The organism is Armatimonadota bacterium, assembly GCA_035527535.1.
Classification (GTDB): Bacteria; Armatimonadota; Hebobacteria.
Genome location: DATLAK010000079.1, coordinates 1 through 17,474, shown reverse-complemented (window position 1 = coordinate 17,474; position 17,474 = coordinate 1). Strand labels below are relative to the sequence as shown.

Sequence of the window (17,474 nt, the reverse complement as noted above, 5' to 3'; positions counted from 1 at the left end):
TGCCGCTGTTTTTCAAGCTCAAGGCCGATTCAGACCTGGTGACACCCATTTTCGGCGTGCCGCGGGGGGTGCTGTTCTTCGTCGCCAATCTGTCCGACCAGCACCTGGTGGTGAATATCCCCCAGGCCGGGGTGGGGGTCACCGACCTCGCCGCCGCTCCCACCAGCGAGATGGTGCACTAGCGGGCGCGGGTCCTGGGTGGTCCTCATTCGGGCGCGCACGTCCGCTCGACCCCGGCTTCGCGCGTTCCCTGCATTACCCAAGGCGCGGGAGGAATGACGCCCGCGCCGCAGAAGCCTTGCCTCAGCCACGGTCCCATGATTGTTGGCGGGATACTCCTATCGGACAAGGCGGCAATGACATGCGGAAACTCGCTGTGACCATGGTCGTGGCGCTGGCAGCCGCCGCTGCGCACGCGGAATTGCTCCTCGATCCCGCGTCCATCCCGGGCGTCGGCGCCTTTCAGCAGGTGAGGGCGGTGGTCGCCGCCGACGCCGCGGTGATGGCGTGGCGGTCCGGGGCGCCCTCCGACGTAGGGCAGATTCTCGCCGCCTACTCCACCGATGGGGAGCATTGGGGCAGCCCGGTGCAGGTGAGCGGCGCTTACCCCGAATGGGTGGTGTCGGACGACGGCGCTTCGGAGTTCACGCTGGCGCGGGCGTCAAGCGGAACGTACTGGCTCGCCTGGAGCGCGACCACCGGTTGGCTGGCCGAAGTCTCGCCTGGTCGCGGAAGCGCGGACGCGGGCCTGAGCTACGTCGCGCGCAGCCCCGACATCTGGATCTCCATGTCTGAAGACGGCCGCGCCTGGAGCCCCCCCGGAGCCGTCGCCCTGGCCCCCACGCCCGATCGCGCCCCCGGCATTATCGAGATGCTCGACGGCCGCATGGGCGTCATCTGGGTGTCCGAGCGTGAGGGCGGCCGCGCCTTGTCCCTCACCCTGGCGGTGCCGGAACACCAAACGGTGCAGGCGAGTCCCGGCATCAGTGGCGATCTCCAGTACGACCTGCTCCACGCCGGCCCGCTGTTTGTCGCCGACCGCAGGGGGCGGCTGACGCTGGCGTGGGTCTCCGACCGCGACGGCGAACCCCAGGTCTGGGCCGCTTGGTCGGCGGACGGACAACGCTGGTCGCAGTCGGTGCGGGTAAGCAGCCAGCCCGGCGCCAAGGGCTTTGTGACTGTCGAGGAGGTCGCCGGCGGCTACGACCTTTACTGGAGCGCGCTGGCAGGCGAAGACGAGCAGCGGTGGGTCTCGCATTCCGCCGACTTTGCGGCCTGGAGTGAGCCTCAGCTTGCTCCGCTGGGGAAGTGATGGCGCCCGCCGCCGCGGAGCGAGACGAGCTGCGAGTCGCCATCGCCGCCGCCGGCACCGGCGGACACGTCTATCCCGCCATCGCCATCGCCCGCGCCGTGATCGCTCGCAATCCCCGCGCCCGCATTCTCTTCATCGGCACCCGCGAGCGCATCGAGTCGCGCATCGTGCCCGCCGCCGGCTTCGACCTCGCCACCATCTCCGTGCGCGGCCTGCGCGGCCGCCAGCCGCTGCTGCGCCGCCTGCGCAGCGCGGCGGATCTGCTCTCCGGGCGCAGCCTGCGCCAGAGCCTGCGCCTCCTGCGCCAGCATCGCCCGCACGTTGTGGTCGGCTTGGGCGGCTATGTCAGCGGCCCGGTCATCGTCGCTGCGCGCCTGCTGCGCATCCCGCGCATGACCGTCGAGCAGAACCAGCGCCCCGGCTTCACCAGCCGCGCCACCGCCCGCATGTCGCGAGTGCTGTGCGTTGTATCCCCGCAGTCCGCCGAATACTGCCGCGAGCTGTTCGGCCCCAAACTGCGCATCGAGGTCACCGGCAACCCGGTGCGCCGCGAGATCATCGAGGCTCGGCGCGAGGAGGCGCTTGCCGCCCTCGGCTTGGCCGCCGATCGCCTTACCATCGTCGTCGTCGGCGGCAGCATCGGCTCCCGCAACCTCAATCTCGCCTTCTCCGGCGCCCTCGAGCGCCTGGCGCGCCACGACGCCATCGCCCGGCGCATCCAGGTCCTGCACCTGACCGGCAGCGCCAACTCCGTCCATCCGGATGCAAACGCCTTGGCCGCGGCCGGGCTTCCCTACCAGGCGCGGGAGTATCTCGACGACATCCAGCTTGCCCTTGCCGCCGCCGATGTCATCGTCACCCGCGGTGGGGGCTCCGCGCTGGCGGAGATTACAGTGCGCGGGGTGCCCGCCATCGTCATTCCCTGGGCGGGGGCGGCGAGCAGCGAGCAGGAGCAGAACGCGCGCCTCTTGGCCGAGGCCGGCGCCGCGATCATCATTCGCGATGCCGAGCTCAACGCCGGGGTGCTGGCGAAGATGCTGCGCGAGGTGATCGAGGACGACGAGCGCCGCGAGGCCATGGCCCGCCGCAGCAAGGCGCTGGGGCGCCCCGACGCCGCCGACAAGGTCGCGGCGATCATCGAGGAGCTGGCGGGGCGGCAGTAAGCGTGTGGTGCGCCCGGCGAGCCTATTCGGAGGTCTCCCCCAACCGGCGGGCGCCCTTGAGGCGCTTGGAGTAGTAGGGGTCGTAGATGCTGGTGGTGACGACGCGGCCCGCGCCGCTCGAGGCGTGGATGAACTTATCCTCGCCGACGTACATCCCAACGTGGGAAATGCCGCGGCGGCTGGTCTTGAAGAACAGCAGGTCGCCGGGCCGCAGATCCGCAAAACGCACCGTTTCGCCCAGCTTGAAAAGCTGGGCGGCGTTGTGGGGCGCGCGGACGCCGTTCGCGCGCAGCACGCGGGCGATGAGCCCCGAGCAGTCCATGCCGCGGCTGCTCATGCCCGCCCACCGATAGCGCACCCCCCGGTAGCGGCGTGCCGTATCCACCAGGTCGCCGCCGGATGCCGCTGTGCGAGGTGGCGGCGGTTCGCTGCGAAGCACGGGCTGCAGGGATTCGTACGACTGTGTCAACGCGTCGTTGATGAGGGGGGCGGAGGCGATCACGGCGCTGGGCGTGGGGAGGGCGCAAAGGGCCACCGCGGCCGCGCTGCTGAGAACACACTGCGCGACGTCCGCGGGTTCAGCGGCTGGAGCCGGTGATGGTCTGCTTGCGGCCGGCGGTGGGATGCAGGCGAAGGTGAGCCCTGCGACGACCAAGACCGCGGTCACTGCTGCGATGCGCTGCAATATCCCTGTCACCTCTCATGCGGGCGCGTCGGTCGCGCCCTGCCGAGATGCCCGTATGCTAGCACAATGCCGACGTGCTGTAAACCCCTCGGCGTGCGGTTTCTCACAAGATATTGGACTTCCGGCCGGCCTGATGGGCTATATCTAGTGGGCGCTCTGCCTTTGCCGGCTAGGGCCCGCCCGCCACCGCCGCGCCGATGGCGAACCCGATGTATGGCACTAGCCCCAGCGCAACCAGCACCGCGACCAGCGCGTCCACTGCCGCTCGCAGCCCTCGGCCTACAACCGGCCGGTCGGCGCTGGCGCGGCCGAGGACCATCGGCAAGACGATGCTCGCGTAGGCCCACAGGCTCACCACGCCCAGAGCCGCCGCACCGATAGTGACGACGAACAGGGCGAGAGGGTTCCGCAGCCCCGCATGGATAATCGCCACCTTTGCCGGCAGCCCCGCCAGCGGCGGCAGGCCGACCAGCGACATGCATGACAACGCCAGGCAGAACACGCACCACACCTGTGGCGTGGACTCCGGCGCCGGCGGCTCACCGGTATGCGCGCCGATGGCGCGCGTGGCGACCCACATCAGCCCCACTCCGGCTGCGCCAGCGATGACCTGAAACATCGCGGCGCTGTATCCGCCGCTCTGCTTGGCCAGCAGGCCCGCCGCTACGCCCACTCCCGCGTACCCGGCCTGCAGGACGGCCGAGTAAACCACGACCGATCGCAGCCGGGTGGAGAAGAGCCCGGCCGCGCCCACGGCCATGGCGGCCGCGGCGCCGGCGAGCGCCATGTATCCACCTGCTTGCGCCGCGACAGAGGACATGCCTCAGCCTCCCGTCAGGCTCTGTGTGATCTTCAGCACGTAGGGCATCCACAGGCCAGGCGCCATCCCCAGGGCTGCGGATAAGAGCACGACCCCGAACACCCACCACCCGCGCCATCGCGGTTCCCGCCCGGGGGAACCTCCATCGCGCGCGAAGCCAATCGTCGCCGCCCGCACGCCGTAGGCCGCGAACAAGATCGGCGCGATGAGCGCCAGCGCGCTCAGACCCACCCCCTCGTGCCGCGCCGCGGCGACGACTGCGCGCTGCGCCCAGAATCCAGCGAGCGGGGGCGCGCCCGCCAGCGTCCAGACCCCCGCGAGCAGCGCGGTGCCCTGCGCCGGAGCAGATCTGAACCTGCCGCGCAAGTCGCGCCAGGTGGCTGCGCCTAAGCCTCCCGCGCCGCCGGCGCCGAGCAGGGACGCCCCCAGAGCCAGCGGGAGCAGCAGTGCGATCGCCCCGGTGAGACCAGCGCTCGCCCCGCGCATCCCCACGCCGAGGGCGAACGCGACCTGGCCGGCCGCCGCGGCCAACAAGAAGCTTACGCCCGTGGCCGGGTCATCGGCCAACAGCGCCCGCATCCCCGCGTAGACCACGGTGATCAGCCCCAACAACGCCGGCAGCCACGCCAGTGCCGCCGCGGCGTATGACGGGAGTATGTAGGACACGAGCCTGATCGCTCCGTACCCCGCCGTCACCAGACCGACTCCCGGCAGGGCCACCCCCCAGATGCCGCTCCCCGCGTGCGTCAGATCCCGCAGCCAGGAGTGCGCCGGCGCCAACCCCAGCTTGAACGCGAGACCGACCAGCAACAGCAGCCCCACCCATTTCACCCAGGATAGGCGCTGCATGAGCAAACCGGGGCCGGCGCTGTAGATATGCGTGTCAAGCGTCATCCCGGCGACCAGCAGCACCGCCACCAGGACGCACAGCCCGCCCGCGTGGCTCCAGGCCAGGAACCGCTTGCCGGGGGCGAACGGCGGCGCGAGCGCCACCCACAGCGCGAGCGCGGACAGCTCCCAGAAGATGTACAGCACCACCAGGTCCGCCGCGAGCACCACGCCCGTAAACGCGCCCAGCGCCCCCGCGAAACCGGCCCAGCGCAAGTGGTCGCGCGCGCCGGTCGCGCTCGCCCATACCGCCGTCGGAAGCAGCGCCGCCAGAATCGCCAGCAGGGCATAGAACCCCAGAGCGTCAAGCCGCAGCCGCAACTGGAAGAAAGCAGGGGTCCACAGATAGTCGGCGTAGACGTAGCCTTCGCGGGCGATTGCGGCGCCCATGGCGCCCGCAACGCCCAGCGAGAGCAGGACCGTGGCGACGGCGGTAGCGCCCGGCGCGCCCAGCGCGAGGGAGCGCTCCTGCGCGGGGAGCAGGCGCAGGATGCGCGGGAAGGCGGCGATGACCACAGCCGCCACGAACGGGAAGAAGAGCAGCCAGTTGAGAAGCACGGCGCTGGATGCGTTCACGGTAACCTTCCACGTCGCAGGGCGGTCATGGCAGGCGCTGCGACCTGCTCCAGCCGCGGTGCGCCCTCCGTCGGCGACCTTGGACGCTGCATCCTCCCCGGTCAGCGGAGAGGAAGATTGCCGTTGGCGGTCTCGAGGCTGGCTTCGAGATGGTCGAGGGTGCGCTCCGCGCTGTCAACCGCGGCGATACGCAGCAGGTGATCGCCGTCGGGCTCCAGGCGGGTGTCCCACACGTAGGTGAAGTGAGACATGTTGGACGCCGCCTTGGCCCTGCCGTCAACCGACAGGCGGATGAAGGCGGGCGGCCCTTCGTACTCGACGGTGAGCTTCAGTGCGCCCGACAGGGGCGGCTTCGTCGGCACGTACACGGTGAGCGCCGGCTCGGGCGTCGGGGCCAGCACCGGTTCCGGCTCCGCCATCACCGGTTCCCGCAGGCTAGCGACAGGCGCCGACGCAAGTTGCGCGGGCGCCGCGGACAGGTGCGGCGGGGGCGCGGCGGGTTCGCCGCCCGCCGCCGAGTTCACGGCCCAGTCCAGCGGCGGGAGGTAGTTGCCCACCGCGACCTGCTCCGGCACCGCGCCCGTCGTCGCCGCGTGCTGCAGCATGGTTGCCAGCGCCCCCATGTACTGCGCCGGGCTCAGGCGCAGTCCCTGCACCCATACGCCGCTGGGCACACTGCCCGTGGCCTCGGCGACATCGGCGGTGACGCGCGCCTGGGCCAGCAGGTCCGCCGCTGGAATCACGACCTCACGCGCCAGTGCGACGGGCGCCGACGACGTTTCCAGCGGGCCCGCCATCCGCGGCGGACACGGGGCATGGTCCGGCGTCACCCCCTGCTCGTGGCCGTTGCCCAGGAAGCGGGCAAGCAGGACGAACAATTGCGCCGCCGACAGCGCCCGGGCACTGCCATCCTTGAGGGTGACGACGTCGCCCGCGGGAATGCGCTGCGTGGCGGCCACCGACTGCGCCACCGCATCGGCCACGCGCAGCACCTCGGCGGCCTCGACCGCGGCGCCCTGCTGCACCGCCGCGGCCCGGGGCGCCGCCGGCGCCGGCTGCGGGGGCGCGGCGGCAGGCGCCGCGACGGCTGCGCGCACCGCCAATGCCGTGACCGCAGCCGCCGTCAGCGCCGGCCATCGGCGCCTCCTCGCACTCCAGTGAGATAATGCCTTCATGTGTCGCCCTCCTGCGTCGCGACCTCGTCCGCGCAGATGCGCGGGAGTCGCTTCCCCAAGCGCGCTACGACCTCGTGCACCACCGTCCCCTGGGCGGCGGCCAGATCATTGGCGGTGATTCGCTCCCGGGCCTGTTCCCCGATAAGCACCACCTCGTCACCCACCTGCGCGTCGGCATCGCCGATATCCACCAGCGTCTGATCCATGCACACCGCGCCCACCACCGGGCAGCGCCGCCCGCCGACCAGCACCGTGCCGACGTTGGTCAGGGCGCGCGGGAATCCGTCCGCGTATCCCACCGGCAAGCATGCGATACGGCTCGGACGCGGGGTAACGTAGAGCCCGCCATAGCTGAGCGGCTGCCCCGCCGGCACCCGCCTGACGCAGGCGATGCGGGTCTTCCACGCCAGCGCCGGTACCAGGTCAAGCTCGGTCAGCGGCCGCCGCAGCGGATTGAGCCCGTAGATCAACAGCCCCGCCCGCACCAGGTCGAAATGCATCTCCGGGAAGCGCACGACCGCGGCGCTATTGGCGAGGTGGCGCAGCGGCGGCTCGATGCCCTGGGCCGCGAGTTCGGCCAGGGTCTGCTGGAAACGCCGGGCCTGCGCCCGCGCGCAGGTTGGGTCATCATCATCGGCGGTGGCGAGATGGGAGCACATGCCCTCGACGCGCAGACCGGGCAGATCGTTCGCCAGGCGCGCAAAGGCCGCCGCCTGATGCGGAAGCACGCCGAGCCGCCCCATGCCGGTGTCCACCTTGATGTGCACGCCCACCTCGGCGCCCGCCCCGACCGCCGCCGCCGACAACGCGCGCGCCATCTCCCCCGTCGCCAGCGTCTGCGTCAGCCCTTGTTCCACCACTTGCGCCGCCTGGTCGGGCAGGCCGCACCCCAGCACCAGCACCGGCGCTGCGATCCCCTGCGCTCGAAGCTGGGCCCCCTCCTCGACGCTTGCCACACCCAGCCACGATGCGCCTCCCTCCAGCGCCGCCCGTGCCGCCGCCAGGGCGCCGTGGCCGTAGCCGTCGGCCTTGACCACCGCCATCACCTGCACGCCGGCGCCGACGAGGCGGCACACGGCCGCGGCATTGCGGCGCATCGCCGCGGTGTCAACCTCGACCCACGCGTTCCAAGTGCTCTTCACGGCGGGCGCAACCGGCACGACAGCATCACCCTCGACCACGCCCCGCCGGGCTCCGCCGGAGCCGGCAGGGGCAGGCGCTTCATCGCCTTTGCTGTTCGACGCGCGGCGCGCGCGCTCCTGCGCGTGCTGCGCATACCGAGAGGATTAGGGCCGCTCCTCTGGAATCTTCATTCCATCGGTGCGGTAAGGGGGCCTGTGTTCCCTCGTCGCTCTTTCCATCGTCTGCAGGAGCCTGAGGATGCGTATTCTCGTGATTGCGGCGCTGCTGGTGGCGGGCGCCTTGCTGATGTTGATGACGGCGGGCTGCGGCGGGGGCTCCGGCTCCGCCGTTGGCTCGATCGAAGGCTATGTGTTCGGGCAGACCCTGCCCGCCGCCGCGCAGACGCCGATGCTGGCGCTCGGCCGGGGGCCGACGCCGCCGCCCGGCTACGAGCCGGCGCCGGGGGCGCTGGTCATGGTCACCGGCGGCGCGACTGTCGCCACCACCGACGCCGCGGGCTATTTCCGCCTGGACCGGGTAGCCATCGGGGCGCAAACGCTGACCATCAGCAAGTCGGGCTTCCTGACGGCGGTGGCGCAAGTGACGGTGGTCGCCGGGCAGGTGGCCACGGTGCCGAACACGCTGCTGCAGCCCTCCGAGCGCAAATGGACGATCCTGGTATTCCTCAACGCCGACAACGACCTCGAGGAGTTCGGGGTGCAGGATGTCAACGAGATGGAGATGGTCGGCTCCTCGCCCGAGGTGGACATCATTGTGCAGATGGACCGCATCGCCGGCTACGACACCAGCAACGGCGATTGGACCGGGTGCCGGCGTCTGCGCGTCGTCAAGGATAGCGATACCGCGACCATCAGCTCGCCGGTGCTGCAAGACCTGGGCGAGGTGGACATGGGCGACTGGCGGATGCTGCGCGATTTCGTGCAGTGGGGCGTCGCCGCCTACCCCGCCGAGCACTATATGGTCGTCCTCTGGGACCACGGAGCGGGATGGCGCAGCGCGCGCACCGCCGAGGCGAGAAACCCCGCCACCCGCGGCGTCTCCTACGACTGGACCGTCAGCAGCCACATCAGCATCACCGACCTGCCACAGGCGCTCGACGTGCAGCCCCGGCTCGACATCATCTGCTTTGACGCCTCCCTCATGCAGATGGTCGAGGTCGCCTACCAGCTGCGTCATTTCGGTCGGCTCATGGTCGGCTCCGAGGAAAGCCCACCGGGGCCTGGCTATGCCTACCAGACGTTCCTGGCCAGCCTGGTGGCAACGCCCACCATGACGCCCGAGCAATTCGCCGAGCGGATCGTGACGCAGACGCTCGACTACTACGCTTCCATCGGCTACACCAGCGGCCTTACGCAGTCGGCGGTCGCGCTGGCGAAGATGGACGGCGTGGCCCTGGCAGTGGATGGTTTCGGGCGCGCCCTGGCGACGGCGATGCCCGCCTACTCCACGCAGATAACCTCCGCCCGCACCCAGGCCCAGCGCTACGCCTACCCCGACAACAAGGACCTCTACGACTTCGCCCAACTCATCAGCGGCCTCGTCGCGCGCGACAACGTCGTCACCGCCGCCCAGACGGTGATGCAAACGGTGCAGGACGTGGTCATCGCCGAGGCGCACAACAACGCCCGCCGCAACTCCCACGGCCTGGCGATATTCGTCCCCGGCAAGAACGACTACAACGACTTCTATCGCCCCAGCTACCAGCAGCTCGAGTTCGCGGCGAATACGTACTGGGACAACTGGCTGAGCGTCAGTCCGCCGTAGGCCGATGGCGGTGAACCAGCGCCGCGCGCAATCCGGAGGTGGACGACACGGCCTCGCCGCGGGCCGTGACGACCGAGCGCCATGAATCGTCCACGGGACTTCCAGCTCCTTATAAAGCCCGTTTCCGCCGACTGCAATCTGGCGTGTCGCTATTGCTTCTACCGCCGCGTGGGGGCGATGTACCCTGCCACTCCCGGGCACCGCATGGCGCGCGACGTGCTCGAACACATGATCCGCACGTATCTGGCCCCGACGCGTCGGGGCATCGCCACCTTTAGCTGGCAAGGGGGAGAGCCGCTGCTGGCGGGGCTCGATTTCTTCGTTGACGCGTTCGGCCTCATGGCGCGTCACGGCCGTGGGGGCCAGCCGGTCGCCAACGCCGTGCAGACCAATGGCGTGCTCCTGGACCGCGAATGGGCGCGGCTGTTTCGGGCCTACAGCGTGCTCGTCGGCGTTAGCCTCGACGGCCCGCGCCATATCCACGATCACTATCGCACCGGGGCCGCCGGCGGCAGCTTCGACGCCGTGATGGCGGGGATTGGCCACCTGCGCGACGTCGGCGTGGAGTTCAACCTGCTGACGTTGGTGACCGCGGCCAGCGCGCCGCACGGGGCCGAGATCTACCGCTTCCTGCGCGACCGGGGCTTCACCCATCTGCAGTTGATCCCGTGCGTCGAGGCCGGCGGGGGCGGCGGCCGGGCCGCGGAATACGCGGTGTCCCCGGCCGGCTACGGCGACTTCCTGTGCGCGGTCTTCGACGCCTGGCGCGAGGACGGCGCGGGAAAGGTGTCGGTGCGGCTATTCGACGCCATCATGGAGCGGGAGCTCCGCGGGCGCGGCAGCCTGTGCGAGCTCGATGGCCCGTGCAGCGGCTACCTGGTGGTCGAGCACAACGGGGACGTCTATCCGTGCGACTTCTTCGTGCGGCCCGAGTGGCGGCTCGGCAACCTCATGCAGGATGACTTCGACGCCCTGTTTGCGACCGCGCGCTGGCGCGACTTCTGCGCGCAGCGGGCTGCCAACGCCGCCGCGTGCGCCGGGTGTGAATGGCTCGACCTGTGTCGCGGCGGGTGCTGCAAGGACCGGCTGCCGGCGGCCGGAGGTGACACGCGGCCGATGGAGCGGCGGTCTTACCTGTGCGAGAGCTATCGCCGCTTCTTCGACCACGCCGCCGCTGAGCTGTGCCGCCTGGCGCGGGAACTGGCGGCGTCACCATCGTGCGGAGAGCGCTGAACTCCTGTTTGGCGGGTTGTGCGGGCCCTGCAAAGCTGCTACAATACCTGGCGCCGCCGGGCGCGAGGGGACAGTTCCCCGTCGCCCAGGGCAGCGCCCAGGCCCGGGGCGGGAAGGAACTTTCCCCTCCTGGTGGCGTCCATCATGAGACCAGCTTTCGCAGCCAGCGTCGCAGCCCTGCTCGCAGCACTCGTTGCCGTACCCGCGGCGGCGGACCGCTTCGTCGCCGGCGGGGAGCCGATGCCGAGCCCGGCGCCCTTCCAGGTGTTGGCCGACAAGGAAGAGGTGTGCGCTCCCGCGGTGGCGGCGCTGCGACGCCTCGGGGTGCAGATTACCGCCGCCGACGGCCGCATTGACATGCGGGCCCCCAACGGGGCCTCGCTCATCGTTCGCACCGGCAGCGACCAGGCCCTGGTGAACGGCGTCGAGCGCGCCCTGCCGGCGGCGGTGTCGCGCCAGGGCGAGCATCTGTTCCTGCCCCTGCGCACCGTCGCCTGGCATCTCGGCATCGCTTACCGCTGGGATCAGCAGTCGCGCACCATCTTCCTGCATCCGCGGGTCACCGACATCACCTTCGCGCGCCTGCCCGACAAGGTGCGCGTCACCATCGGCGGCAGCGCCCAGCTCTCCTATTCCGCCGGCACCCTCAAGCAGCCGCCGCGCATCTACGTGGACGTCGCCAACGCCGACCTGTTCGCCGCCGAACAGCAGATCCTCGTCAACGAGGCGGATCTCGTGTCGGTGCGCGCCAGCCAGAATTCGCTCAACCCGGACTCGGTGCGCGTGGTGCTCGATCTCAAACAGGAGGTCCCAGCCTACCACCACAGCACGACCGATGGGGGGCGCACGATCGTGATTGACCTCCCCGCCCCCAAGCTGGAGCCGGAGACTGCGCAGGGAACCGTGACCGTGGACTCGATTCGCCTGGTGCGGCGCTCGGATACGGTCTGCGCCTTGGTGGTCAACGCCAGTGGCGCGCCGGTGGCGAGCCTGAGCGACCGCCGCGGCACGCCCCAGACCGTGGTCGAGCTCTCGAACGCGCGGCTGACGGAGGAGAGGGTCGAGGGCGAGCACCCGCTGGTCGAGTCCGCCACCGCCGAGCAGACGGGGGAGAATGAGGCGCGCATCGTCCTCAACTTGCGCAGCCCGCAGCCGGCGGCGCTGGCGCGCGGGCCCCGGGGCCTGTGCGTCCTGTTGGGGCAGGTGCCGCCGGGCGACGTGACGGTCGTGCTCGACCCGGGCCACGGGGGGGGCCAGCCGGGTGCGCCCGGGCGAAGCGGGCTGGAGGAGAAGACGGTGAATCTGGCGGTCGCCCTGCGCGCCGAAAAGCTGCTGCGCGCGCAAGGAGCGCGGGTCCTCCTCACCCGCCGCGAGGACTGCAGCCTCATCCCCTTGCCCGTCCCCGCCCCGCGCGACCAACTGAGGCGCGAGCTCACCATGCGCGCCGGCGTCGCCAACAAGCAGGGCGCCGACGTCTTCATCTCCATCCACTGCAACGCCGGGTCGGCGAGCGCCCGCGGCACCGAGACCTACTACTCCACTCCCCGCAGCCTCGGCCTCGCCAAGGTCTTGCAGCAGGAGCTGCTGAAAGGGCTCGGGCGCAAGGACGGCGGCGTGCGGCGCCGCAAGGACTTCGTCGTCACCAGCAGGTCGCTCATGCCCGCCGCACTGGTGGAGCTGGCTTTCCTCAGTTCCGCCGAAGAGGAGGCCCTGCTGGGCAGCCCGGAGTTCCAGCAGCGGGCGGCCCAAGCGATCACCGATGGCGTGCGGCGCTTTGCGGAGGAGGGCGGCTTGCTCGCCTACTATGCGGAGCTGGAATCGGTCAAATGGGTGCAGACCGGGGCCGCGGCCGCGCGGTCCCAGCCGACGCCGGCTGCGGCCGACTCGCCCGGGAGCGGCGCCTCCGCCGGAGATTCGAGATGATCGGCGTGTTCGACTCCGGCATCGGCGGGCTCACCGTCGTGCGCCGCCTGTTCGAGGTGCTGCCCGACTACCGGGTGACGTATTTCGGCGATACCGCGCGGTTGCCCTATGGCGGCAAGTCGGCGGAGACGGTGACGCGCTACGCGCTGGAGGATGCGCGGTTCCTGCTGCGCGAGGGCGCGCGGCTGATAGTCGTAGCCTGCAACAGCGCCTCCGCAGTCGCGCTCGAGGCCTTGCGCGAGCGGTTGGAGGTGCCGGTCATCGGCGTTATTGACCCGGCAGTGCGCGCGGCGGTGGCGGCGACCCAGAGCGGGCGCATCGGCGTCATCGGCACCCGCGCCACGGTCGGCAGCGGCATCTACGAGCGCCTGATCACGGAGATGCGTCACGACGCCGTGGTCATCACCGAGGCCGCCCCGCTGCTGGTGCACCTGGTGGAAGAGGGATGGCTCGATCAGCCTGAGACGCCTTCCATCATTCGCACCTACCTCACCCCGCTGCTCGAGCGCCGGGTGGACACCATCATCCTCGCTTGCACCCATTATCCCATCTTGCACGACATGATCGCGCGCATGGTGGGGAAGGACATAACTCTGGTGGACCCCGCGCTGGAGACCGCCGCCGACGTGCAGGCGCTCCTCGCCCGTGATGAGGCCCTGCGCGCGTCGCTCGAACGTTCCTGCGATCACCTCTTCTACGTTTCCGACCTCACGCCGCACTTCGCCGAGGTCAGCGCGCGCTTCCTGGGCTGCAGCATCACCGGCCACCTGCACAAGATTGACCTGGCGTAGGAAACAAGCTAACCGCGGAGAACACAGAGCATGCAGAGGGGGACGCCGAGAGAATGACTTACCGTTTGCAGTAGTCTCCGCGTTCTCGGCGCTCTCCGCGGTGAGAAAGGACTTCCCAATGCCACGAGCCGACGGCCGCGCCAACGATCAACTGCGCCCGGTCAACATCACCCGCAACTTCCTCAAGTACGCCGAGGGGTCGTGCCTGGTGGAGATGGGCGACACCCACGTCATCTGCGCGGCGAGCGTGGAGGAGACGGTGCCGCCTTTTCTCAAGGGCAGCGGCAGCGGCTGGGTCACCAGCGAGTACGGGATGCTGCCCCGCTCGACCGCCGAGCGCACCCGCCGCGAGGCCGCGCGCGGCGGCCAGGGCGGGCGCACCTTCGAGATCCAGCGCCTCATCGGGCGCTCTCTGCGCGCCGTCACCGAGCTGCGCTCGCTGGGCGAGCGCAGCATCATCGTGGACTGCGACGTCATCCAGGCCGACGGCGGCACCCGCACCGCCTCCATCACCGGCGGCTACGTCGCCCTGGTGGACGCCCTACGCGGCCTGCAGCAGCGCGGGGTGTTCAAGGCGTTGCCGCTCATTGACGCCGTCGCCGCCGTCAGCGTCGGCATCGTCCAGGGCGAGATGCTGCTCGACCTCGGCTACCAGGAGGATTCGACCGCATCGGTGGACATGAACGTCGTTATGACCGGCGCCATGCGCCTGGTCGAGGTGCAGGGCACCGCGGAGGGCACGCCTTTCAGCCGCGAGCAGATGAACCACCTGCTCGACCTTGCCCAGGCCGGCATCAAGCAACTGCTCGCCGCGCAGAAGGCGGCGCTGGGATAAGGGCCGTGCAATGTCATTCCGAGCGCCAGCGACGAATCCCCTACCTCCTCCTACCGGCCCCATCATCCTCGCCACCCGCAACGCGCATAAGCTGCGCGAGGTGCGGGAAATCCTGCGCGGGGCGGGTTATGAAGGCGATGTGCGCGGGCTGGATGAATACCCCGACGCGCCCGAGGCGGCGGAAACCGGCGCCACCTTCGCCGACAATGCCGCCGCCAAGGCGGTCGCGGTGGCGCGCCACACCGGGCTGCTCACCGTCGCCGACGACTCCGGCCTGGAGGTGGATGCGCTCGGCGGACAGCCGGGGGTGCGGTCGAACCGCTTCGCCGGGCCGAACGCCGACGACGGCGCGCGCATCGCCAAGCTGCTGGGGATGATGCGTGACGCAGCGGGGACACCCACCGGAGACAGTGTCTCCGTAAAGCGCACGGCGCGGTTTCGCTGTGCGGCAGCGATCGCGACGCCGGCGGGGGAAGTGACGGTCGTCGAGGGCACGGTCGAGGGTAGGATCGCCGACGCCCCACGCGGCAAGGGCGGTTTCGGGTACGACCCGGTGTTTATTCCGCGCGGATACCGCCGCACCATGGCCCAGTTAAGCCCCGCCGAGAAGAACCGCATCAGCCACCGCGGCCGGGCCTTCCGCGCCGCGGCAACTCTGCTCGCGCGGATCTCGATGTAGGGGCAAGGCATGCCTTGCCCCTACGCCGCGTACCACCGGCTGGGGCGCGGCCACGGCTCGCCCAACGCTGTGATACTCGATCCCCCGCTCGCGCCGTATCCTCCGGCGCAAGCAGGTTGCAGCCGTCCATAACCAACGGGCGCGCCATCACCGCGGGGTAGGCGGCGCAGCTGCACACGTCATGCGTGAGTCCCTTGCCGGAGTAGAACGCGCGTCCCTCCAGCCAGTGCCGGCAGTGCGCAGCGGCGTGGCGGTTGCCGGTGACGCCCGCGGCGTCCACATAGATGCGGTCGCGGAAGGCGGTGTTCTCGACCGCAATCACGCGCAGGCCGCGCCGACGGGCAAGCAGCGCGGCGATGCGTTCGGCGTAGAAAGTGCCGCCCCAGATGACGATCGCTTGTGGCTGCCAGTGGTCGAGGATGCGCTCGTCGGCGACGCAGGGGATGAACTCGTGTCCCGCCGCCGCCAGTTCCGGGCAGTCGAGCCACGACACGAGCTGCTTCTGGAGGTGCCACTGGTTGCAGAGGAAAAGGATGCGCATATCACTCCCCACGAGCCGTCATGCTGAGCGCAGCGACGCCTCCCCCATCGGTTGCCTGGCGGTGACCGGGGAGAGCCCGATCGCCTCGCGCATTCAGGACGACACTCAGACGGTGCTGACGTTCTCACTAGGTTCTTCGGAAGCAACGGGGAATAGCTCTAGCGTGGCACGGGCGCCCCGCCGCACTGCCGGCAGGCAAGCCCGCCAGCGGCGGGTAAACCTCGGCGGTGAGATGGCAGGCGGGGACGCCTGCTCCACCATGACGGACCATGTTCTTCTTTCTGCCCTATGCGACCGACCGCCCCCGGCGGCGAACACCGTGGATGACCTACGCGCTGTTCACCGCCAACTGCCTCATCTACTTGCTGTACGAGTTGCCATACTGGTCGCAGGGGGGCCAAGGCGTCGGCCCCTTCGGCTTCGTGCCGGCGCAGCCCGAGCTGGGCGCGCTGGTGCGATCCATGTTCTCCCACGGCGGGCCCGCCCATCTGGCGGGCAACATGCTCTTCCTGTGGCTGTTCGGCTCGGTGGTGGAGGACGTGCTGGGTCCGCTGCTGTTGCTCGCGTTCTACTTCGGCGGGCAGATGGGCGCGACGCTGCTTGACGTGAGCATGGCCAAGGCCTTCGCGCCGGCGTCGCTGGAGATTCCGCGCGTCGGCGCGTCCGGGGCCATCGCCGCCGTCCTGGGACTGTCGCTGGTGTGCTTCTCGCGGGTGCGAGTGCGCGTGTTCTACGTCGTCGGTCTCTTCATCTTCTTCTGGCGCGTGGGCGTGGCGCGCGTCCAGGCTTGGTTCTTCCTCGGCGTATGGCTGGGGATGCAGGTGCTGGGGGGAGTGTCCTCGACCGTGCAGGGCGCCATGACCGGCGAGGCCGTCGGCGGCGTCGCCTACTGGGCGCACATCGGCGGGTTCGGCATGGGCATGGCCTTGGCGCTGGTGCTGGGGTTGCCCGGCAGGATCCGCCGCCGCGATCTGCTGTCGGGGGCCAGCTATAGCGAAGACGAGGGGTACCGGCGCTATGCGGACCTGAGCGAGGCGGTGCGCCGCGCGCCGGAGGACGCGGAGGCCTGGCTCGAGCTGGCGCGCAGCAAGGAGCGCTTCAACCTCGGTGACGACGCCGCCGAGGCTTACACCCGCGCCGCCGCCCTGTTCCTGGAGCATCGCGAGCCCGAGCGCGCTGGTCGCGCGTACCAGGCGCTGCTGCGCTACGATTCCACGTTTACCTTTCCCGCCGCGGCGCAGTTCGACATCGCGGTCGGCCTTGCCCGCGCCGGCGAACACCGCGCCGCCCTGACCGCGCTCAACAACCTGCTGCGCGCCCACCCCACCAGCCCCGAGGCGGAGGTGGCGCTCATGCGCGCCGGCGAGCTGGCGGAGAAGACGGGCGAGCCGGGCCTGGCGGCCGGCTATTTCGAGTCGCTGCTGAGCCGCTACCCTCACAGCACCTGGCGCGACTACGCGCGGCAGAAGCTCGCCACCTTGCGGCGGTGATTGAGCGCCGCTGCAGCGCGGCCCCGGGCGCCAACAGCATCCTGCGAGAACGGCGAAAGGAATCCCAAGCGCGGCCGCCTGGGTGTGACCGTTTTTGGTTGGGGTGGCCGGTTGTGTGCCCGAATGTAGCACCCCGACCGGTCGGGGTGAAGGAGGCGCACGCCGTGCGCCCCTACAGGTTCTCGCGACCGATCCCAACTTTCCGCGGTCACCCGGCCGCCTCAGGCTCTTGACAAACACGCGCGGGGGGGGCCAGAATCTGTTCGCTTGAGTTCCGACCGGGGTTTGGCTCTACGATTTCGAGCATTCACGCGATTATTGAATCTCGCGTAATAGGTTTGATTTCTTGGTGCAGCTATGATATGCTGTAGGCATGAAAGCGCACATTGGCGGCCGACGAAACTTTGCCGGTTTGGAGAAGCGCAGGTTGAAGGCGGCCCGGCTGTTTGCGAAGGG

General features: G+C 70.1%; 16 protein-coding genes. 10 read left to right on the top strand and 6 right to left on the bottom strand.

The window, feature by feature from the left end:
- The 3 genes from VM221_05455 to murG form a co-directional block, all read left to right on the top strand.
- Window positions 1-182: hypothetical protein (locus VM221_05455; protein ID HUT74269.1), on the top strand; the 182-nt coding region annotated here is incomplete at its 5' end.
- 179 nt (window positions 183-361) lie between these two features.
- Window positions 362-1,312 (top strand): hypothetical protein, encoded by a 951-nt coding sequence (locus VM221_05450; GenBank protein HUT74268.1) that lies wholly within the window; start codon window positions 362-364, stop codon window positions 1,310-1,312.
- On the top strand, window positions 1,312-2,475 hold the full coding sequence (gene murG / locus VM221_05445; GenBank protein ID HUT74267.1) for an undecaprenyldiphospho-muramoylpentapeptide beta-N-acetylglucosaminyltransferase: 1,164 nt from the start codon (window positions 1,312-1,314) through the stop codon (window positions 2,473-2,475). The genes VM221_05450 and murG overlap by 1 nt, the downstream gene beginning before the upstream one ends.
- Window positions 2,476-2,497: 22 nt before the next feature.
- Here murG and VM221_05440 read toward each other — a convergent pair whose 3' ends face one another.
- The 5 genes from VM221_05440 to alr form a co-directional block, all read right to left on the bottom strand.
- The gene (locus VM221_05440; protein ID HUT74266.1) at window positions 2,498-3,010 is read right to left on the bottom strand and encodes a C40 family peptidase; all 513 of its coding nucleotides are present in this window, start codon (window positions 3,008-3,010) and stop codon (window positions 2,498-2,500) included.
- Window positions 3,011-3,329: 319 nt separating this feature from the next.
- Entirely contained in the window at window positions 3,330-3,980 is a 651-nt protein-coding gene (locus VM221_05435; protein HUT74265.1) for a hypothetical protein, read from the bottom strand.
- A 3-nt stretch (window positions 3,981-3,983) separates the two neighbouring features.
- Window positions 3,984-5,444: a proton-conducting transporter membrane subunit gene (locus VM221_05430; protein HUT74264.1), complete on the bottom strand. Its 1,461-nt coding sequence runs from the start codon at window positions 5,442-5,444 to the stop codon at window positions 3,984-3,986.
- A 101-nt stretch (window positions 5,445-5,545) separates the two neighbouring features.
- Window positions 5,546-6,619 carry a hypothetical protein gene (locus tag VM221_05425; protein ID HUT74263.1) on the bottom strand — a complete coding sequence of 358 codons (1,074 nt, stop codon included), beginning with the start codon at window positions 6,617-6,619 and terminating at the stop codon, window positions 5,546-5,548.
- The gene (alr, locus tag VM221_05420) at window positions 6,616-7,761 is read right to left on the bottom strand and encodes an alanine racemase (GenBank protein ID HUT74262.1); all 1,146 of its coding nucleotides are present in this window, start codon (window positions 7,759-7,761) and stop codon (window positions 6,616-6,618) included. Before alr ends, VM221_05425 begins: the two co-directional genes overlap by 4 nt.
- A 238-nt stretch (window positions 7,762-7,999) precedes the next feature.
- Here alr and VM221_05415 point away from each other — a divergent pair, with 238 nt between their 5' ends.
- The 6 genes from VM221_05415 to rdgB all read left to right on the top strand — a co-directional run bounded on the left by VM221_05415 (window position 8,000) and on the right by rdgB (window position 14,987).
- Window positions 8,000-9,526, top strand: coding sequence for a clostripain-related cysteine peptidase (locus tag VM221_05415; protein HUT74261.1), 1,527 nt, complete (start codon window positions 8,000-8,002; stop codon window positions 9,524-9,526).
- A gap of 81 nt (window positions 9,527-9,607) precedes the next feature.
- Window positions 9,608-10,759, top strand: coding sequence for an anaerobic sulfatase maturase (locus VM221_05410; protein ID HUT74260.1), 1,152 nt, complete (start codon window positions 9,608-9,610; stop codon window positions 10,757-10,759).
- A 144-nt stretch (window positions 10,760-10,903) separates the two neighbouring features.
- A complete protein-coding gene (locus tag VM221_05405; GenBank protein ID HUT74259.1) occupies window positions 10,904-12,682 on the top strand; it encodes an N-acetylmuramoyl-L-alanine amidase in 1,779 nt (592 codons plus the stop codon).
- Window positions 12,679-13,473 (top strand): glutamate racemase, encoded by a 795-nt coding sequence (murI, locus tag VM221_05400; GenBank protein ID HUT74258.1) that lies wholly within the window; start codon window positions 12,679-12,681, stop codon window positions 13,471-13,473. Before VM221_05405 ends, murI begins: the two co-directional genes overlap by 4 nt.
- Window positions 13,474-13,591: 118 nt before the next feature.
- A complete protein-coding gene (gene rph / locus VM221_05395; protein ID HUT74257.1) occupies window positions 13,592-14,308 on the top strand; it encodes a ribonuclease PH in 717 nt (238 codons plus the stop codon).
- A 10-nt stretch (window positions 14,309-14,318) separates the two neighbouring features.
- Window positions 14,319-14,987: an RdgB/HAM1 family non-canonical purine NTP pyrophosphatase gene (gene rdgB, locus VM221_05390; protein HUT74256.1), complete on the top strand. Its 669-nt coding sequence runs from the start codon at window positions 14,319-14,321 to the stop codon at window positions 14,985-14,987.
- Here rdgB and VM221_05385 read toward each other — a convergent pair.
- A complete protein-coding gene (locus VM221_05385) occupies window positions 14,926-15,528 on the bottom strand; it encodes a hypothetical protein (protein ID HUT74255.1) in 603 nt (200 codons plus the stop codon). The two genes, rdgB and VM221_05385, sit on opposite strands and share 62 nt — an antisense overlap.
- Before the next feature lie 269 nt (window positions 15,529-15,797).
- Here VM221_05385 and VM221_05380 point away from each other — a divergent pair, with 269 nt between their 5' ends.
- Window positions 15,798-17,018, top strand: coding sequence for a rhomboid family intramembrane serine protease (locus VM221_05380; GenBank protein ID HUT74254.1), 1,221 nt, complete (start codon window positions 15,798-15,800; stop codon window positions 17,016-17,018).
- Window positions 17,019-17,474 lie beyond the last annotated feature (456 nt).

Bases quoted from the DNA above. Each gene is read 5' to 3' on its own strand.
- VM221_05405 (HUT74259.1), top strand. From the start codon at position 10,904: ATGAGACCAGCTTTCGCAGCCAGCGTCGCAGCCCTGCTCGCAGCACTC.
- VM221_05410 (HUT74260.1), top strand. From the start codon at position 9,608: ATGAATCGTCCACGGGACTTCCAGCTCCTTATAAAGCCCGTTTCCGCC.
- VM221_05435 (HUT74265.1), bottom strand. From the start codon at position 3,980: ATGTCCTCTGTCGCGGCGCAAGCAGGTGGATACATGGCGCTCGCCGGC.
- VM221_05450 (HUT74268.1), top strand. From the start codon at position 362: ATGCGGAAACTCGCTGTGACCATGGTCGTGGCGCTGGCAGCCGCCGCT.
- VM221_05385 (HUT74255.1), bottom strand. From the start codon at position 15,528: ATGCGCATCCTTTTCCTCTGCAACCAGTGGCACCTCCAGAAGCAGCTC.
- rdgB (HUT74256.1), top strand. From the start codon at position 14,319: ATGTCATTCCGAGCGCCAGCGACGAATCCCCTACCTCCTCCTACCGGC.
- VM221_05415 (HUT74261.1), top strand. From the start codon at position 8,000: ATGCGTATTCTCGTGATTGCGGCGCTGCTGGTGGCGGGCGCCTTGCTG.
- murI (HUT74258.1), top strand. From the start codon at position 12,679: ATGATCGGCGTGTTCGACTCCGGCATCGGCGGGCTCACCGTCGTGCGC.
- rph (HUT74257.1), top strand. From the start codon at position 13,592: ATGCCACGAGCCGACGGCCGCGCCAACGATCAACTGCGCCCGGTCAAC.
- VM221_05425 (HUT74263.1), bottom strand. From the start codon at position 6,619: ATGAAGGCATTATCTCACTGGAGTGCGAGGAGGCGCCGATGGCCGGCG.
- VM221_05380 (HUT74254.1), top strand. From the start codon at position 15,798: ATGTTCTTCTTTCTGCCCTATGCGACCGACCGCCCCCGGCGGCGAACA.
- murG (HUT74267.1), top strand. From the start codon at position 1,312: ATGGCGCCCGCCGCCGCGGAGCGAGACGAGCTGCGAGTCGCCATCGCC.